Here is a 15174-nt window from a genome sequence, read left to right on the forward strand (position 1 = left end):
AAGTGTGAAAGAGACATGAAGACTTTTCTAGTAGATCATTTTGATACGATTATTACCGTATTTGTTACAATAATGGGATTTGTAATAACATACATTATGACATCGATAAATTTTCATAATGAGATCCAAAAAGATAAGATGGCGTTAGTAGCTCAAGAAATACAAACGTTACCTTATGATATATGTCAGTTAATGGATGACATGATTAAAAATACAAGAACAATGAATGAGGACTTTAATAAAGAGTATAGTGCAATTCTATCAAGAGTTCTTGCTTATGGTAGTAATGATGCAATAAAAATTGCAATAAAAATGCAGCGTATGTCATATGAATATGAATCCCAAAATGTTAAAGAACGGAATTATCTCCCTATACTTGCTTCTTTTTCGCTGTTGATTACGCAACTGAAGTATGATATGACCTATGAAATTGTAAGTCCTGAAAGTTGGTGTAAACTACGTTTGAAAGATTATAATTCTGCCCTTCAGGCTGATTTTAAAAAGCAAGTAAATAGTCTTGTTGAAGAGGTTGGCTTATCTGTCTCGTTCAGAGTTTAATGGTAATTGGTATTATTAAGGGATAATCTTGGTGGTGTGACTAAAAAATGAATAATAGAAAATAGGATAATCAAACTTTTTGAGGGTTTGCCAAAGTTTTTGAGGGTCTGACTTCACTACCCTTAAAATCATATCCCCTGCGAGAGGAATTGTTTATCACCAACCCGGCATCGTCTGACACCACTTCCGGGATACTTTTTGTCAGCTCCCTATCAGTATCGGTAAGACCATACTCTATGAAATATAAATAATGATCAACATTATCGACTCCCACATGTCGCGCACTATCAGCCTGAAGATAATAATCATTCAAATACCAGGTGCTCTGGAAAACAGTAATGAAAACAGCTGATGCCATCAGTGCTGCTTTCACAGATCTATTTAAGTTCCCATTAATCGACATCAAATAAGCGAACAAAACAACAATAGGATAGGCCGCTTTCGGTACATGCTTATCTTCAGATATCAAAACTGAAAAAGTAATGACAAGTATTATAGCGACCAGTGCAACAACAATTCCAAGGGGCATCTCATTTGGCCCATGTAAATAGGGTTCGCTGCCACCTTTTGAATACCCAAACCAGGATATAAGCTGTGAGAAAAATGCGCCCTGATTCTGTATAGTAGTAATCCCGCCTGAAGTAGCGCTCATTGGAACAGAAACATAATAATCAATGAAAGGAACCAGGAATCCGGCATTTATAAAAATAGTAAGCAGAGCTGATTTCAACAGAACAAAAATAGTAGTCTTATTAAAGGTTTTCTTAAAATAAACAAGAATAAATATACCAAAGAAAATAGAAATCATCAGTGTGCTTAAGACATGGGTTTCTATTAAGCCTGTAAAACCTGTGACAAGATATACAGGGATAAGCTTATTTTTATTATCTACTAGAAGCTCAAAAGCAGCGAGAATAATAAGCGGAATAAATCGCATTGCGCAGAATTCTTGCTGATCCTGGCAAAGCACTTATATGAAATAGTGGCGGTCGCCAGCGTGATAATAAAAATGAAGATCTTATATGCTTCGCTCAAAGGAAAACCGATTATATACAATATCGCGGGGATATATAGCAGAATACCACCATAGCACATACCGGTGGCATAACCGTAATTATTGACCCATAGAGACTCCAGACGAACTGGGAATTGCATGCATTTTAAACCATCAGCGATTGAAGCGATTCGCATCAGATGGAATGAAATATTGTGCCCAAGAACAAGATCATACTTGAAAAACGGAAAACACACTACAATAGAAGTTGTGAGGATAGACAAAATTACTAATCGGCGCTCTTTGTCAATCGAACTCCAAAAAACTGAGAATTTAAATAAAAAGAAATTCAGAATAAGATAAATGAAAAGCAGATAATGTCGTAATTGCTGATATGAAAAAGGCGTAAAGATCATGCATAGGAGGAATGTTGAAAATTAATTATATTTATATTCTTAACAGGATTTCAATAATATGGTTTGGCGTTATAATCATTACGGTAGTATTTGTTTAGCGGTAATTATTTTATTGGTGTGAGGAAAATAATGTATAAGATAAAAAGTGTAGAATTTCATAAGCATCCTATATTGAAAGACTTAAAGTTGGATTTTTGTGATTTATCTGGAAATCCGGTGGATACAGTTATTATTGCAGGCGAGAATGGAGTAGGTAAGAGCACGGTCTTAGATGCATTGTATAAGGCGGTAGGATTTAGTTCATATTGTGAACTAAAGATGATTGTAGACAAAGATGGGGATGAAATAGTTTTACAATATTATAAAATGGATGATGCTATTTATATTAGGGACCAAAAGGGTATTTCAACTTTTCAGGGTGCTCCGAAAGTTCTGAACATATATCCATTTAGAGCTATTTTTTCTGATGTAGATATAAATTTCAATGGTGGAAATATACAAACTATTACAAGTTCAGAGCTAGATAAAAATGAAGAAAATCGTAGATCAACAAATAATCTACCTAAAGAGATTAAACAGTTAATTGTAGATATTCAAAGTATTGATGATGCAGAAACGGCGGAGAGTTATAGAAGGGCTATAGAGACAGGAGAAAAAACAATAGACCGCATTATTCCTGGAGAAAGGATGAATAGGTTTACGAATGCATTTAACAAGATGTTTGATAAGCTTACTTATTGCAGGGTAGAAAACAGGAATAATAGCAAAGCAATAGTATTTGCTAAAGGAAAAGATGAAATTGCAATAGATTATTTGAGTTCAGGTGAAAAGCAAATAGTATACAGAGGTTGCTTTTTGCTGAAGGATATAAATGCAATTAGTGGAGCATTTGTTTTTATTGACGAACCGGAAATTAGTCTACATCCAGAGTGGCAGAAAAAAATATTAGATTATTACAAAAATATTTTCACAGATAATGATGGTATACAGACATCACAAATTTTTATTGTTACTCATTCTCCATTTATTATTCATAACAAAACCAGAAAAAAGGATAAAGTGATAGTTTTGAAAAGAGATGAGGACGGTAATATTGTGGTTAATGATAAACCAGAATATTATGAATGCAATTCATTAAGTCCTATACAAGATGCTTTCAATATTGACGATTTTGATGCAGATACGGGTAAGTCTGTGATTTATGTAGAGGGAAGGACAGATGAAAAATATTTTAAAAAGGCATTGGAAATATTTGGATTCAATCCAGAAGAATTAAATATAGAGTTTCAGTGGATAGGACATCTTACGAAGAAGGATAAAGAAGAGTTTACTGGTGCTGAAAGCCTAAATTATGGTATTAAATTCATGAAAGGGAGAAATCTAGATAAGCCACAATTTTTTTTGTTTGATTGTGATACAAAGCGGCAGGAGCATGATGAGGGGAATATTATAATAATGGTTATGCCATACTATAGTGATCATAAGATTATGAATAAAGGAATAGAAAATGCATTAGAGTTAGATAATATCTCCTTGTTAGACAATTTTTACGAGACACATACATATCAAAAGGATTATGGACAAATTGAAACAAAAAAAGATTTTTTAAAAATGAAATTTTGTGATTATATATGCAATATGGATTGTGAAACTCAAAAAAGAGTTTTGATAAATCTTAAGCCAATTATTGAAAAAATTGTTGAGAGGGTAAATAAGGCTAAGTGATTTTTATATCCATGGGATGGCATGACAGTTATTAAAAATAACAATAGAAAGTAAAAGATAGGATGGCTTGTTAAAAGATAGAGAAATACGAAATAGGTATTATATAAGAGAGGTTATTTGCTGTTAATTACACTAAGATACATATGAGAGATATAGAGTTAGTGATAAATAAAAAACATGGAAAACTATTAACATGATAATAAAAAAATGAGTAATTATGATCAAGAAAAATGAAAGACAACGAGATATATTAAGAATAATTGAGAGCTTGGACATCACGCCATCAATGTACAAGAATGCTGATGAAAAATATCATGCTTTGGCAAAATATCTGTCACATCATACAGATGTATGTCTTGTTTGGTTGTAGTTTTCATTTCAAGAGCAAGCTGGTTGACGTAGCGGTTAACTGTTGATTCGGAAACGGTACCTGCTTTTATGCTTCCATTATCCTGAAGCTGTCTGTGTATTGATGCTGCGGACATGCGGGGGTAGTTGGTTTTGAGATATCTGATCTGCTCCTGAAGATCTGTATCCAGCTTTCGGGGCAGACCCTGATCCACACGGCCTGCAGGAATGAGAGCATCAAAACCTCCTTTCTTGTAGTTGCGGTACCAGCGTTCAATGGTCTGTGGCGCGACATGTTTAAAAGATGTAAAGAACCAGGATTCAGCGGTTTTGATGGGATAGGAAAAATCATTGATTATCAGACACCATTGAAGGATAAACAGATTAGTAAAGCTGGAAAAATAGATTTGCTTTCTGTAAATGAAGATATTATGTATATTCTCGAATTGAAAAAACCAGATAATAGAGAAACCATGCTTAGATGTATTCTTGAGTGCTATACATACTATAAAATAGTAGATCAAAATAATCTGAAGAAAAGCTTTAATTGTGGTGATGTAAAGGAAATAAAAGCAGCCCCATTAGTATATTTCAAAGGTGCTCAATATAATGAAATGCAACAGACTAGAACTAACATGAAGATGCTTATGAAAACGTTGTTGGGAATAGATAATCCATTTTATTACGATATTTCGTATGTAAAAATGATGAATAATATCAGGTATTTTTCTTGTACAAAAGTGCCACAAATCCAGTATTCATCTAGGATCAAAGTACTTTTATGGTATAATAGAAGAATCAAAGTTGGGGATGGGGACAGCCTATATGATGACTTCTATTACTGAAAGAAAAAGAGAACAGCTGTCAGAGGTAAAACCTACAGTTACAAAGAGGATGCAATCCGCAAGGCTCATCATCTGTTTGAGATAACAATGAAACAGCGTGAGCTCTATGAACTCATGGGGGTGATGTACCAGCATGAATAACCATTGGTATAAAATGACGGGACTTCAAGTAATAATCATGAAATTAGTGATACGGGGAGACAAAAGGAAAGCATGTCAAAAGCAAAACTGATCTATTTAAATACTGGAAATATTGATAGAGGACTTAACGATCTCGAATTCAATTTTGATCGAGAATTTATCGTAAGTTACGACAAAGAGACTGGGCACCTCAGTATAAAGAAGAATGTTGTAGATGAACAATCGCTTGAATCAAAAGTATACGGTAAAAATATTCTTGGTATAAATATGATTATTGGAAATAACGGTTCAGGAAAGTCAACATTATTTAGGCTATTGGGGCAGACTCAGCAAAACAGGATAAGAGAGTTTAGTCCTTTGGTTTCTGAGCAAAAAGGCGGAGAAAAAACAGTAAAAATTTTTTGGTTTGCTGTATACCATATTATAGATGATGTATTTGCAATGGAGGGATATTGGCCAAAAAAACTGGATTTTATGAGGGAAGATTTGCCTAGTAAAGTCAAATATACTTATTCTTTATGTTTCAGATACGATTACGATAATAATATAGCTAAGTTTACTAATTTATTGCAGTATTATCATTCCTCTGGCAATAATATACAACGACCAAATGACGAATTGTTTTTTTGCTTATACAGGAACAATATTAGGCTCCCGTGGTATAGTGGGAACAGCTATATTACAGATGAGGATAGTGGTGCAGATCGAACGTTTGAAAGGATACCTGTAGAAACAATTAACTATTCTGGAATTATTAAATTTATTTCAAAATCATATGTTGATGATGACTTCAAAAAGCTGATGGAGACTAAACCAGGTGGTAAAATTGAGATAAAGTTATTAAAGGTATTTCAGCCTAAAGCAATTAACATCTTTGATTATGGAGATGAGGATGACATTATTAAAACTATAAATGATAGTGAGAAAAACGAGGAATTAAATGCTGCAGAGAGAATATATGGCAAAGGCTTTCTTCTTGTGAACACTTTGGCGGCTGAAACTACAGAAGCATTCATAATGCAAAATAATGTGCCAAGAGAAGCAGCAAAATTAAACAATGTAGATGCATTTAGAATAGCATTTCTTGAAGAGATAGCATATATATTAGTGAACCAAAAGGAAAAACTTATAGATACTTATGATTTCAATGAAACATATGAAACTATTTCTTCTGATGATTATTATTCTGTTGAGAAACGCATCGTATATTTGCTGAAGTTTATAAAGAATGAGTCGAAAGCGATAGTAAACTTGAAGGATGGAATACCTAAAAGTGGAATCGATTATGAACTGTCTCAAAAAATAGTCGAAGATATCAAAAACATACCGGAACGCTACTTTGTCGGATGGGATCGAATAGAGATTCCTTATTCTGATATTACTGTTTCGTCAGTCGAAGCATTAGTAAACTTAATCGATAAGGACATAAAGGATAAGTATGAAATAATGCAAGAATCCTGCATTAAAATTATGTTTGATGGTATGAGTACTGGCGAAGCATATTTTCTAAATCTTTATGCGACTTTATGGAGTGGGGTATTGGGAGCAAAACAAAGATCTGGCGCCACATGTCTCCTTCTTTTGGACGAGCCAGATTTTGGTTTTCATCCTGAATGGAGTCGAAGACTTATAAAAAATCTGTGTTCATTTTTGACTTCAAAAGAAATGAGTCAGTACAATTATCAGATTTTAATTAGTACCCATTCACCTATAATGTTATCAGATGTTATGAAGGATAATGTCATATCTATGAAAAAGGAGAGTGGAAGAACCAGAGTGAAAATAGGAAGCGAGTATGGCTTCTTGAGTAATATAAATGACATTCTAGATAATGATTTTTTTGTGGATTCTTTGTTTGGAGAATTTGGTGAGAATTATGCAGACAATATCATTTCAGAAATATGTAAAATCGAGGATGATATTGATAAATTGTGCGAGCATCTGATGGAATATGATATAGATTGTGTTGATAGGAAGAAGATACTTGATGAAAAACGTTATGAAGTTATGAATGAGCTACGAAAAATATCAGAGAAGGTAAGCGTAATAGGAAGAGGCTTTATTAAGACCAGTTTACTGAAACGCCTTAACAGATTAAAAATAACCTTGGATTATATTATAGGGGAGAAAATCGATGATACATCTAAAAATATCAAATATTGATGAGATCAATGATTGGTATACAGATGAGATAGTGAAAATAGTAAAGAAGAATGCGACTATTAGTATAATTCCGCATGATCATCCTTTTGTAATCAAACTGGATAATTGGCTAACTGATTATGATAATGTTAGGCAGTTAATATCAGTTCCGGTAGATATATTACGAGAACGCTATGATGTAATCGAAGAATATTGCAGAATTATCGAGCTTTTCACAGAAGGAATGCTTTATGAACGTCGTATAAGAAGTATAAAATCTAACCGTAATAATAAAGCTAAATATTTAGAAAAACGAACGGAATATATTGAGGATCATATAAGTGAACTGCTAATAATATATGAGAAGCTGAATACTGTGAAGCAAGAAGCAAAAATTTCGGATGCTAAACAGTCATGGAAAAATTTTGAAAACATGTTAAAAGATGCAAAGAAATATATTGATTATAGCAAATTATTTATTGAAAATCATATTAGTTGGGCTTGGCTCGATAAGGACTCATATTTAAAAGGCGAATTGGTATCTCGCCTTAACATCAAGGTTTGCCCTTATTGTAACAGACAGTATATCCAATCAATAACAAAATATGGCAATAAGAAATACCTTGGTGATATTGACCATATTCAGCCTAAAAGTGACTTTCCTCTCTTTGCACTTTCTTTTTACAACCTTATTCCAGCATGTAAACCATGTAACCAGTTATTCAAAAGAGATAAGAAATTGAAAATTCTAAATCCATATCTGGAAGGATTTGATGATGCTGCTATATTGGAATTGAGATATGCATCCGTTAAAGAACTAATAGGTGAGAAACCTGTAAGTGATTTAAGATGGACTTTAAGCGGTCCCCAGAGAGCTCTTTCGGAGGAACAGAAGAATCTGATAAAGAATAACATAGAATTATTTGGGCTTAATGAGGTGTATAAGTCAGATGTTGATGAGTTTCAGTATGTTCAAAAGAAGAAATACTTGTTGGAAAGCAGGTCGCTTCATTTATCAGTGAAAAAAATAATGGCAAAGCTTGTTCACTGGTACTTGGGGGATAAAATGTATTATGGTGTTAGCCTTGATAGTGATATGTTCCAAAATGAAATCTTATCCAAAGCGATATATGACATTGTGAAATATAATTGAAGATACTAACAACCATGAATTTTGCAAATTTTATACTAAAAAGTCCTGTATCAAACTTCACGTTCCAATAACGGCTTGCGTGGGCGACCACGTCGTTTTGCGAGCTTTCTCTTAGACGTGTAGTCCGGACTGCAGCCATCAGGCATTGCTACATCAAATGCTTTCTGAATGTCAAGCAGAACTTTACATCGTAAGGTAAGGTCTTTTTTATATTGGTATATTAAATTGTCTAAAAACGGATATTCTAATAGCTCCAACACATATACAACGTAATAATTTATATATACCAACAATAAGAACAGGACTATGGGATCAGGGGCAAGCCGTTCTACTATAATGACCAGAAGGCAACTGATGACAAGACGAGATTCAATGGAATGCTTGATCGTCTTGAATACAACCTGGTAAATGGAACTCCTGATCCTGCTGATGAAAAGCTCTATCAGAAGTACTTTACAATAAACGAGACACCTGTCAGAGGTAAAACCTACAGCTACAAAGAAGATGCAATCCGCAAGGCAGAGAAGAACTTCGGATACTTTGCTCTTATGTCCAACGGAATCAAGGATCCCGTGGAAGCCCTGCGCATATACTGCCTTAAGGATCTTATTGAGAAATCCTTTGGCAACCTCAAGGAACGACTTTCGATGCGACGCATGTCCGTTGCATCAGAAGAAAACTTTGAAGGCAAGCAGTTTGTACAGTTTGTAGCCCTTCAGATAGTGTCTTATATCAAAAAACAGATGGATGAAAATGGCTTATTCACTAACTACAAAATACAGTCATTACTTGATGAGCTGGATACCATTGAGTACTGCCAGCAGCCTGGCAAGGCGCATCATCTGTCTGAGATAACAATGAAACAGCGTGAGCTCTATGAGCTCATGGGGGTTGATGTCCCGGCATGATCAAACCTTGGTATAAAATGACGGGACTTTGGGCTTGAAGATGGCGTACACATTGCACCAGGAGCTGTGGTTAAAGGAATGAACAGAATAACAAGATGTATGAAAGTTGAATCAGGCACAGTGGTTGAGAGAGGAGTGACTTAACTATGGCATTATTACCACAAAATTATGTTACTGCGGTTGTTTCTATTGGGAGAAGAAATCCATTAAACAAAAATGATCTTAGATGGTTTGGGACAGGATTTTTTGTACTAAGACCTGAGAATGGTTCTGAGGACAGAGATGCTGAGGAGAGAGAATATACACTATACTTAGTCACGAATAAGCATGTTTTAGAAGGCGAGAATACAATTGTAATAAGACTAAAGCGGAAAGATACAGATGAATTAGTGATAATAGATTTGCCACTTTTAATAGATAATAAAGCATGTTTTTCAAATCATATTGATCCAAATGTTGATATTGCAGCAGTTTTTATCAATCCTGAGATTGTACAAAAAAACAACTTGAATTTTTACGGCTATGTTCTGGACACGAATGTCATGGAATCTGATGAATATATCAAATATGTTGGCTATGAAGGTGGCTCCGTATTTATGATAGGATTTCCGATTCCGCAGATGACGGTTGGAAAGTATTCAAATACGCCTATTTGTAGAGGCGGATGCATAGCACGGATGGATCCAGATTTGATGAAGGATGAAAAGAAGTTTTTAGTAGATATTCACAATTATCCGGGTAATTCAGGAAGTCCGATTATCGCCAGACCAGAAATAGGATCACTTAAGGGAACAGAAGCACTTAACAGAGCAGTATTGGTGGGGATTGTTAATTCGTATATTCCATATCGTGAGAGATTAATAAACGAACAGACAAAAGAGGCAGTAGAAATCAGAAGTGAGAATAGTGGCTTGGCATTTGCGAATCCGGCAGAATATATCAAGGAAACAGTAGAACTTGAAAGAAAGCGGATTGACATTGATTGATAATGACGTGGAAGCGTAGAAAGTATGAATGAGGTTTATCATGGCAAATGCGGAAAACAACGATTTTTGCGGAGCAGAAGAAGCTGTAAAACTTCTTAAAGAATATGGACTTAAGGATCGTGCTGATTATGAGTACAAGAAAGCAGTTCCTTTACCGCCGCTAGATATGAAAAAAAGGGAATGAAATATGGAGTGACCTTCTTGGTGAGCCTTGGCGTGAGATGAAACGGCAGCTTGAAGGAAGAGATAATAATTCCAATTGCATCATAGAATTTCTCTCCTAAGTTACTTAGTAAATATAACAAAACTGCAGAACTAAGGCTAATCACGGGAGATTAGGGCATGGGCAAAATGCCTAATAATAGGAATTACTCAGAGGCGGAATAAGACGTCCTATGTTACCTAAAGTCCCGTCATTTTATCATTATGATGTTGATTGTATTAATAGGGGACTTGAGGAAGAATATGTTAAGGTAGAGAAATGGTTTGAAGGTGTGATGCGTGCTATGCAGGATAAAATGCTTGAAATAATCGCTGATAAAGGTATATCCATAGAGTGTAATCCCTCATCAAATGTGCTAATAGGACCGTTTAATGAATACTGTGAGCACCCTATAACTAGATTTAACAACTATATATTGGAGGATAATGAAAATAATCCTGAAGTAAAGGTATCAATAAATACAGATGATTTAGGCGTTTTTGACACATCTCTTGAAAATGAATATGCGCTTATGTATGAAGCTATCTATGAGATGCGAAAGGATCAGGGGAAAAAATCTCGTGCAAGAGTATATGAGTATTTAAAGTATATTAAGGATATGGGATACGAGATTTCATTTAAATAATGGATAGAACGTTGTAATAATATTTGAACATATCTGAAGCTTAAGTGAGAAGAATAAAGGAAAGTATTATGGGGGAATAGATGAATCTCGGCGCCACCCTTGACACAACTGATAATAACTGCTCCACTTTCCACACCGACGGTGAGGAACTCAAGAACAATCAGACTCTAAGAACATCCAGCAGCATCCGCTACCGGAGAAATCAAGACATTACATACCCGCAATAATATGATTTCATAATTCCTGCATGGGCGGAAACCGCCCATGCAGGAATTGCTTCAATATGCCATATGTTCGAACAAATTAACTTGAAGGCAACTGACTACACTACTAATACTCAAAATTGCCCTGAATCATTACCTATGCTATAATCCCATCTTTGACACCTAAAAAGCCGCAATCCCAGTATACATCTAGGATTCCGGCTTTATTTTTGCCTCGTGAAAAGCGTAATGCTGCGTAAACTTGTTAGAAAAGGAAGCCTTGCCTTCGGCAAGCCTCTGAATCTACGGTGCAGCCGGGCATCTATGCCAGGCCTAAGTTCATATCCGCTTGATTACCTTTTTATCATGAGCCATATATCTGTCAAGGCTGCGAAGCACCGCTGCGCGGCTACGGCCTTGACAGATATATGACTCATGAGGACTGTTTGACAAGCGGATATGAACTAAGGGTGTCCGACTAGCGGACCATTTGTCATAACCCTTTAGTTCTTCTGATTATTCCTGCCATTGACTTAGGAGTTATCAGTTCATAGTCAGTCCTGAATCCTGCATTTTCGTGTAGAGAGTCGGTCAGCTGTGTTCTTGTATAGCTTGGTATATATCCGTGTTCTCCGACTTTTCTCATATCCATTTCTCTTAGAGTTTTTATTATCTCTTCACAGGTATATTTATCACCGAGTTTCTTTTCAAGTATCCTATAGATCATAAGCGCTATGAAGCAGGTTAGGAAGTGAGCTTCGATCCTGTCATCACGCTGCAGATATACAGGCCTTGCTTCGAACTCAGATTTCATTATTCTGAAGGATTCTTCGATTTCCCATCTGTCATGGTTTATCTTTGCTATATCGGCAGGATCGTCATCTAGGTTGGTGCATACTGCATAGAACCCGTCATACCTTGCTTCATCAGCAATGGCTGCTTCATCAAGTTCATAAATGGCCCTGTTTGCAATCTCTCCATCGTTTGTAAATGGAGTTTTCTTTATGAATCTCTTTGCATCATTCTGTGAGCGTTTGTCAGCTGATGATGGCTTTTTGATGAGCTTTTTTGCTCTTTCTATCTGGCGGCTTCTTACAGTCTGCTGGTATTCTTTGTACTTAAGAGAGTAGGTGACAATAATGGTCTGGTCGAAGGTGATGTCACGTTCTTCGTCATAGCCCTCAATCAGTTTCTGTTTATAGAAAATCTTTTTTCTGTTTTCCGGAGTGTCCTCAAGCTCAGATATATCATGTTTTTTCTTACTACCTTCAAGCTCCCAGCCTGTTGGGGCGAGACACCAGTCCTTCAGATTTGCTTTAAGTTTTTTTATTGACTGGGTAGTTATGAAGTTTCTTTCGCCATAATTGTTGAATTTCCTGTTTGCATCAGAAGAAAGCCCTGCATCGGTACATACGATAAACTTTGATAACTCAAAGTCACGCATTATCTGTAGCTCAAGAGGCTTTAAGGATAACTGTTCATTCTGATTTCCTGGATTGATGCAAAACGCGAGAGGTATCCCTGACTTATCCATGAACAATCCCATCTGTACTATGGGATTGGGACGGTGTTCTTTGCTGGGACCGTACTGCTTCAATCCACCTTCATGCTCCATTTCAAAGAAGTAGTTCGTGCAGTCATAGAAGAGGACACCGGTCTTTCTTTTCACAAGTTTCTTAGAACGTTTGTAAAGCTCTGCCTGTATCATGTCTGAGTTTTCAGAAAGCGTGGTGAGGGCACGATAAACCTGGTGGAGGTCAAACTGAGGCTCCTCAATGAGTTTCTGAGACTGCTCATAGCAGGAAAGCTTTGATGAGGGGAAGAGTATTCTTCCATAAATAAGTCTTGAGAGTATGTTATCGAGATCATACTCGAAAGAATTCTCTTTCTTTATCTTCCTGCAGATGGAAGGCAGACCAAGCTGATAATATATCTGCTGCAGGAAGAGGTAACCGGCATTGAATGAGAGTCTTTTATCTTTATCGATTACTGCGCTGGTGTTGTAAGAAACAAGGACTTTATGATCTTTGGAGGCAGCCTCTTCACGCTTTCTTTTAATGTAATCAGCAGCCCATGCATCAGCATCAGAAACATGATATTTTTCGCATATTTCTGACGCACTTCCAAGATTTTCAATTATCTCTGTGCTCCTTTTTCCATTCCTTCTTACATCTTGTATCACATGGTAAGTGGGATTTGAGGATTTACCTTTCATTATGCGCATCTGTGATACCTCCACAACACTTAATAGTATGCTAATATTTTACCACTATATACGCATATACGCAATACACAACATTCAAATTTGTGCAAAAAATAAAGCCATCACTGGCTTCTGAGGATTTTGGGTGTCAAACTTCCGTGCCATATGTTCGAACAAATTAACTTGAAGGCAACTGACTACACTACTAATACTCAAAATTGCCCTGAATCATTACCTATGCTATAATAACTCCTTAATATGGCATGTCTATGTCGTGCCAAATAATCGGGAGAGCCACAACTTATGAGTAAAAATGTGCCCAGCACATCTAGAAAAAATAGCAAATACATATACAGATTTGTATGCCAGGTTATACTTACTGCAATAGCAGCAGGTATTTTCTTTGTCTTTTGGCGAAATTTTGCAGAAACGCATAATAATACCGGTTATCTTATGGGCCTAGGTAACTTGGGAATGGCGGTTGGAATATATCTGATTTTATATACAGTTATAGGTAAATGGCTTCATGCATTTACAATCGGAGTTGAACGTATAGCAAATATTATGGCTGGTCAGGCCCTTGCATTGTTCACTGTTGATGTTATAGAGATATTTGTATCTTGTGCTATTTCCGGACAGTTCAGATTCTTTTTTCAGTTTATTTTGCTATATGGAGAAACTTTTTTTATTCAGCTTGTGATTAATTGTATTCTAATATTCCCCATGGTGAATTTATATAGGAAGACATTCCCACCACTTAAAATTATAGAGATACATGGTGATTACCAGAATGATCTTGATAGTAAAATAAATGGTGTACACTATAAGTATAGCATTGCAGATAGTATATCTGATAAAGAGGATGAAAAGGTAATAAGGGACAGAATTGTGGGATTTGATGCTGTCTTGCTAAATGATCTTCCTGCACATAGAAAAAACAAACTCTTGAAAATTTGCTATGAACTTAATAAAAGAGTGTATTATGTTCCCAAGATATCAGATATTTTAGTTAAAAATTCCGAGGAACTTAACCTTATAGATGCACCACTATTTTTAAATAGAAATAATGGGATTACAGTTACTCAGCGTTTCCTTAAAAGATTGTTTGATATTCTTCTTAGCTTTATAGCACTCATAATATTCAGCCCAGTTTTTTTGATTACTGCTATAGCTATACATTTAGAGGATGGTGGACCAGTATTCTTTAAGCAGGAGAGAGTGACATATGGTGGCAGAAGGTTTATGATTCTCAAGTTCAGATCCATGATAGTGGATGCAGAAAAGGATGGAAGACCACATCCTGCGGGTGAAAAGGATGACAGAATCACTAAAATCGGAAAAGTCATCCGTGCCTGTAGAGTAGACGAATTGCCTCAGCTTATAAATATTTTAAAGGGCGACATGTCCATAGTAGGACCAAGACCTGAGAGATGGGAACATGTTGAAAAGTATTGTGAGGAGATTCCGGAATTCAACTATAGGCATAAGATGAAGGGTGGCCTTACAGGATATGCTCAGGTATATGGAAAGTACAATACCACAGCGCTTGATAAACTCAAATTGGATCTTCTGTATATAACAAATTATTCTTTGCTCTTAGATTTGCAGATAATATTTGAAACTGTGAAAATTCTTGTACAGAAAGAGAGTACAGAGGGATTTACAGAAGAAGCAAGCAAGAATATGCATGATGCTGATTTATAA

At 35.7% G+C, this 15174-nt stretch carries 13 protein-coding genes; 10 read left to right on the plus strand and 3 right to left on the minus strand.

Annotated features, from left to right (window positions below):
* The first annotated feature begins 15 nt into the window (after positions 1-15).
* Complete coding sequence (locus tag G587_RS0103630) at positions 16-558, plus strand: hypothetical protein (RefSeq protein ID WP_026491137.1); 543 nt, start codon at positions 16-18, stop codon at positions 556-558.
* A 70-nt stretch (positions 559-628) separates the two neighbouring features.
* Here the strand turns inward: G587_RS0103630 and G587_RS0103635 are convergent, their stop codons facing one another.
* Positions 629-1495, minus strand: coding sequence for a hypothetical protein (locus G587_RS0103635; RefSeq protein WP_026491138.1), 867 nt, complete (start codon positions 1493-1495; stop codon positions 629-631).
* A gap of 602 nt (positions 1496-2097) precedes the next feature.
* Between G587_RS0103635 and G587_RS0103640 the strand changes: the two genes are divergently transcribed.
* A complete protein-coding gene (locus G587_RS0103640; RefSeq protein ID WP_026491139.1) occupies positions 2098-3693 on the plus strand; it encodes an AAA family ATPase in 1596 nt (531 codons plus the stop codon).
* Between the two features lie 275 nt (positions 3694-3968).
* Here the strand turns inward: G587_RS0103640 and G587_RS24985 are convergent, their stop codons facing one another.
* Positions 3969-4448: a helix-turn-helix domain-containing protein gene (locus G587_RS24985; protein ID WP_242830030.1), complete on the minus strand. Its 480-nt coding sequence runs from the start codon at positions 4446-4448 to the stop codon at positions 3969-3971.
* Between G587_RS24985 and G587_RS26095 the strand changes: the two genes are divergently transcribed.
* From G587_RS26095 to G587_RS0103680, 7 genes are all read left to right on the plus strand, one after another.
* Positions 4335-4886: a hypothetical protein gene (locus G587_RS26095; protein WP_051200666.1), complete on the plus strand. Its 552-nt coding sequence runs from the start codon at positions 4335-4337 to the stop codon at positions 4884-4886. The two genes, G587_RS24985 and G587_RS26095, sit on opposite strands and share 114 nt — an antisense overlap.
* A 213-nt stretch (positions 4887-5099) precedes the next feature.
* Positions 5100-7190, plus strand: coding sequence for an AAA family ATPase (locus G587_RS0103655; protein WP_026491141.1), 2091 nt, complete (start codon positions 5100-5102; stop codon positions 7188-7190).
* Positions 7162-8322: an HNH endonuclease signature motif containing protein gene (locus tag G587_RS0103660; RefSeq protein WP_026491142.1), complete on the plus strand. Its 1161-nt coding sequence runs from the start codon at positions 7162-7164 to the stop codon at positions 8320-8322. Before G587_RS0103655 ends, G587_RS0103660 begins: the two co-directional genes overlap by 29 nt.
* A gap of 311 nt (positions 8323-8633) precedes the next feature.
* Positions 8634-9230, plus strand: coding sequence for an IS1634 family transposase (locus G587_RS21245; protein ID WP_442855748.1), 597 nt, complete (start codon positions 8634-8636; stop codon positions 9228-9230).
* Positions 9231-9376: 146 nt separating this feature from the next.
* The gene (locus tag G587_RS21250; RefSeq protein ID WP_035785630.1) at positions 9377-10216 is read left to right on the plus strand and encodes a S1 family peptidase; all 840 of its coding nucleotides are present in this window, start codon (positions 9377-9379) and stop codon (positions 10214-10216) included.
* Between the two features lie 40 nt (positions 10217-10256).
* Positions 10257-10400: a hypothetical protein gene (locus G587_RS25315; RefSeq protein ID WP_155829411.1), complete on the plus strand. Its 144-nt coding sequence runs from the start codon at positions 10257-10259 to the stop codon at positions 10398-10400.
* Positions 10401-10611: 211 nt separating this feature from the next.
* On the plus strand, positions 10612-11064 hold the full coding sequence (locus G587_RS0103680) for a hypothetical protein (protein WP_026491143.1): 453 nt from the start codon (positions 10612-10614) through the stop codon (positions 11062-11064).
* A 696-nt stretch (positions 11065-11760) separates the two neighbouring features.
* On the opposite strand, the gene G587_RS0103685 is transcribed toward G587_RS0103680, so the two are convergent.
* Positions 11761-13491 (minus strand): IS1634 family transposase, encoded by a 1731-nt coding sequence (locus G587_RS0103685; protein WP_026491144.1) that lies wholly within the window; start codon positions 13489-13491, stop codon positions 11761-11763.
* Positions 13492-13773: 282 nt separating this feature from the next.
* Between G587_RS0103685 and G587_RS0103690 the strand changes: the two genes are divergently transcribed.
* Positions 13774-15174 carry an exopolysaccharide biosynthesis polyprenyl glycosylphosphotransferase gene (locus tag G587_RS0103690; RefSeq protein WP_026491145.1) on the plus strand — a complete coding sequence of 467 codons (1401 nt, stop codon included), beginning with the start codon at positions 13774-13776 and terminating at the stop codon, positions 15172-15174.

The organism is Butyrivibrio sp. XPD2002 (genome assembly GCF_000423945.1).
Lineage (GTDB): Bacteria > Bacillota > Clostridia > Lachnospirales > Lachnospiraceae > Butyrivibrio.

Coding starts and splice junctions, on each gene's coding strand:
- G587_RS0103630 (WP_026491137.1), top strand. CDS start 16: ATGAAGACTTTTCTAGTAGATCATTTTGATACGATTATTACCGTATTT.
- G587_RS0103635 (WP_026491138.1), bottom strand. CDS start 1,495: ATGCGATTTATTCCGCTTATTATTCTCGCTGCTTTTGAGCTTCTAGTA.
- G587_RS0103640 (WP_026491139.1), top strand. CDS start 2,098: ATGTATAAGATAAAAAGTGTAGAATTTCATAAGCATCCTATATTGAAA.
- G587_RS26095 (WP_051200666.1), top strand. CDS start 4,335: ATGTTTAAAAGATGTAAAGAACCAGGATTCAGCGGTTTTGATGGGATA.
- G587_RS0103655 (WP_026491141.1), top strand. CDS start 5,100: ATGTCAAAAGCAAAACTGATCTATTTAAATACTGGAAATATTGATAGA.
- G587_RS0103660 (WP_026491142.1), top strand. CDS start 7,162: ATGATACATCTAAAAATATCAAATATTGATGAGATCAATGATTGGTAT.
- G587_RS21250 (WP_035785630.1), top strand. CDS start 9,377: ATGGCATTATTACCACAAAATTATGTTACTGCGGTTGTTTCTATTGGG.
- G587_RS25315 (WP_155829411.1), top strand. CDS start 10,257: ATGGCAAATGCGGAAAACAACGATTTTTGCGGAGCAGAAGAAGCTGTA.
- G587_RS0103680 (WP_026491143.1), top strand. CDS start 10,612: ATGTTACCTAAAGTCCCGTCATTTTATCATTATGATGTTGATTGTATT.
- G587_RS0103685 (WP_026491144.1), bottom strand. CDS start 13,491: ATGCGCATAATGAAAGGTAAATCCTCAAATCCCACTTACCATGTGATA.
- G587_RS0103690 (WP_026491145.1), top strand. CDS start 13,774: ATGAGTAAAAATGTGCCCAGCACATCTAGAAAAAATAGCAAATACATA.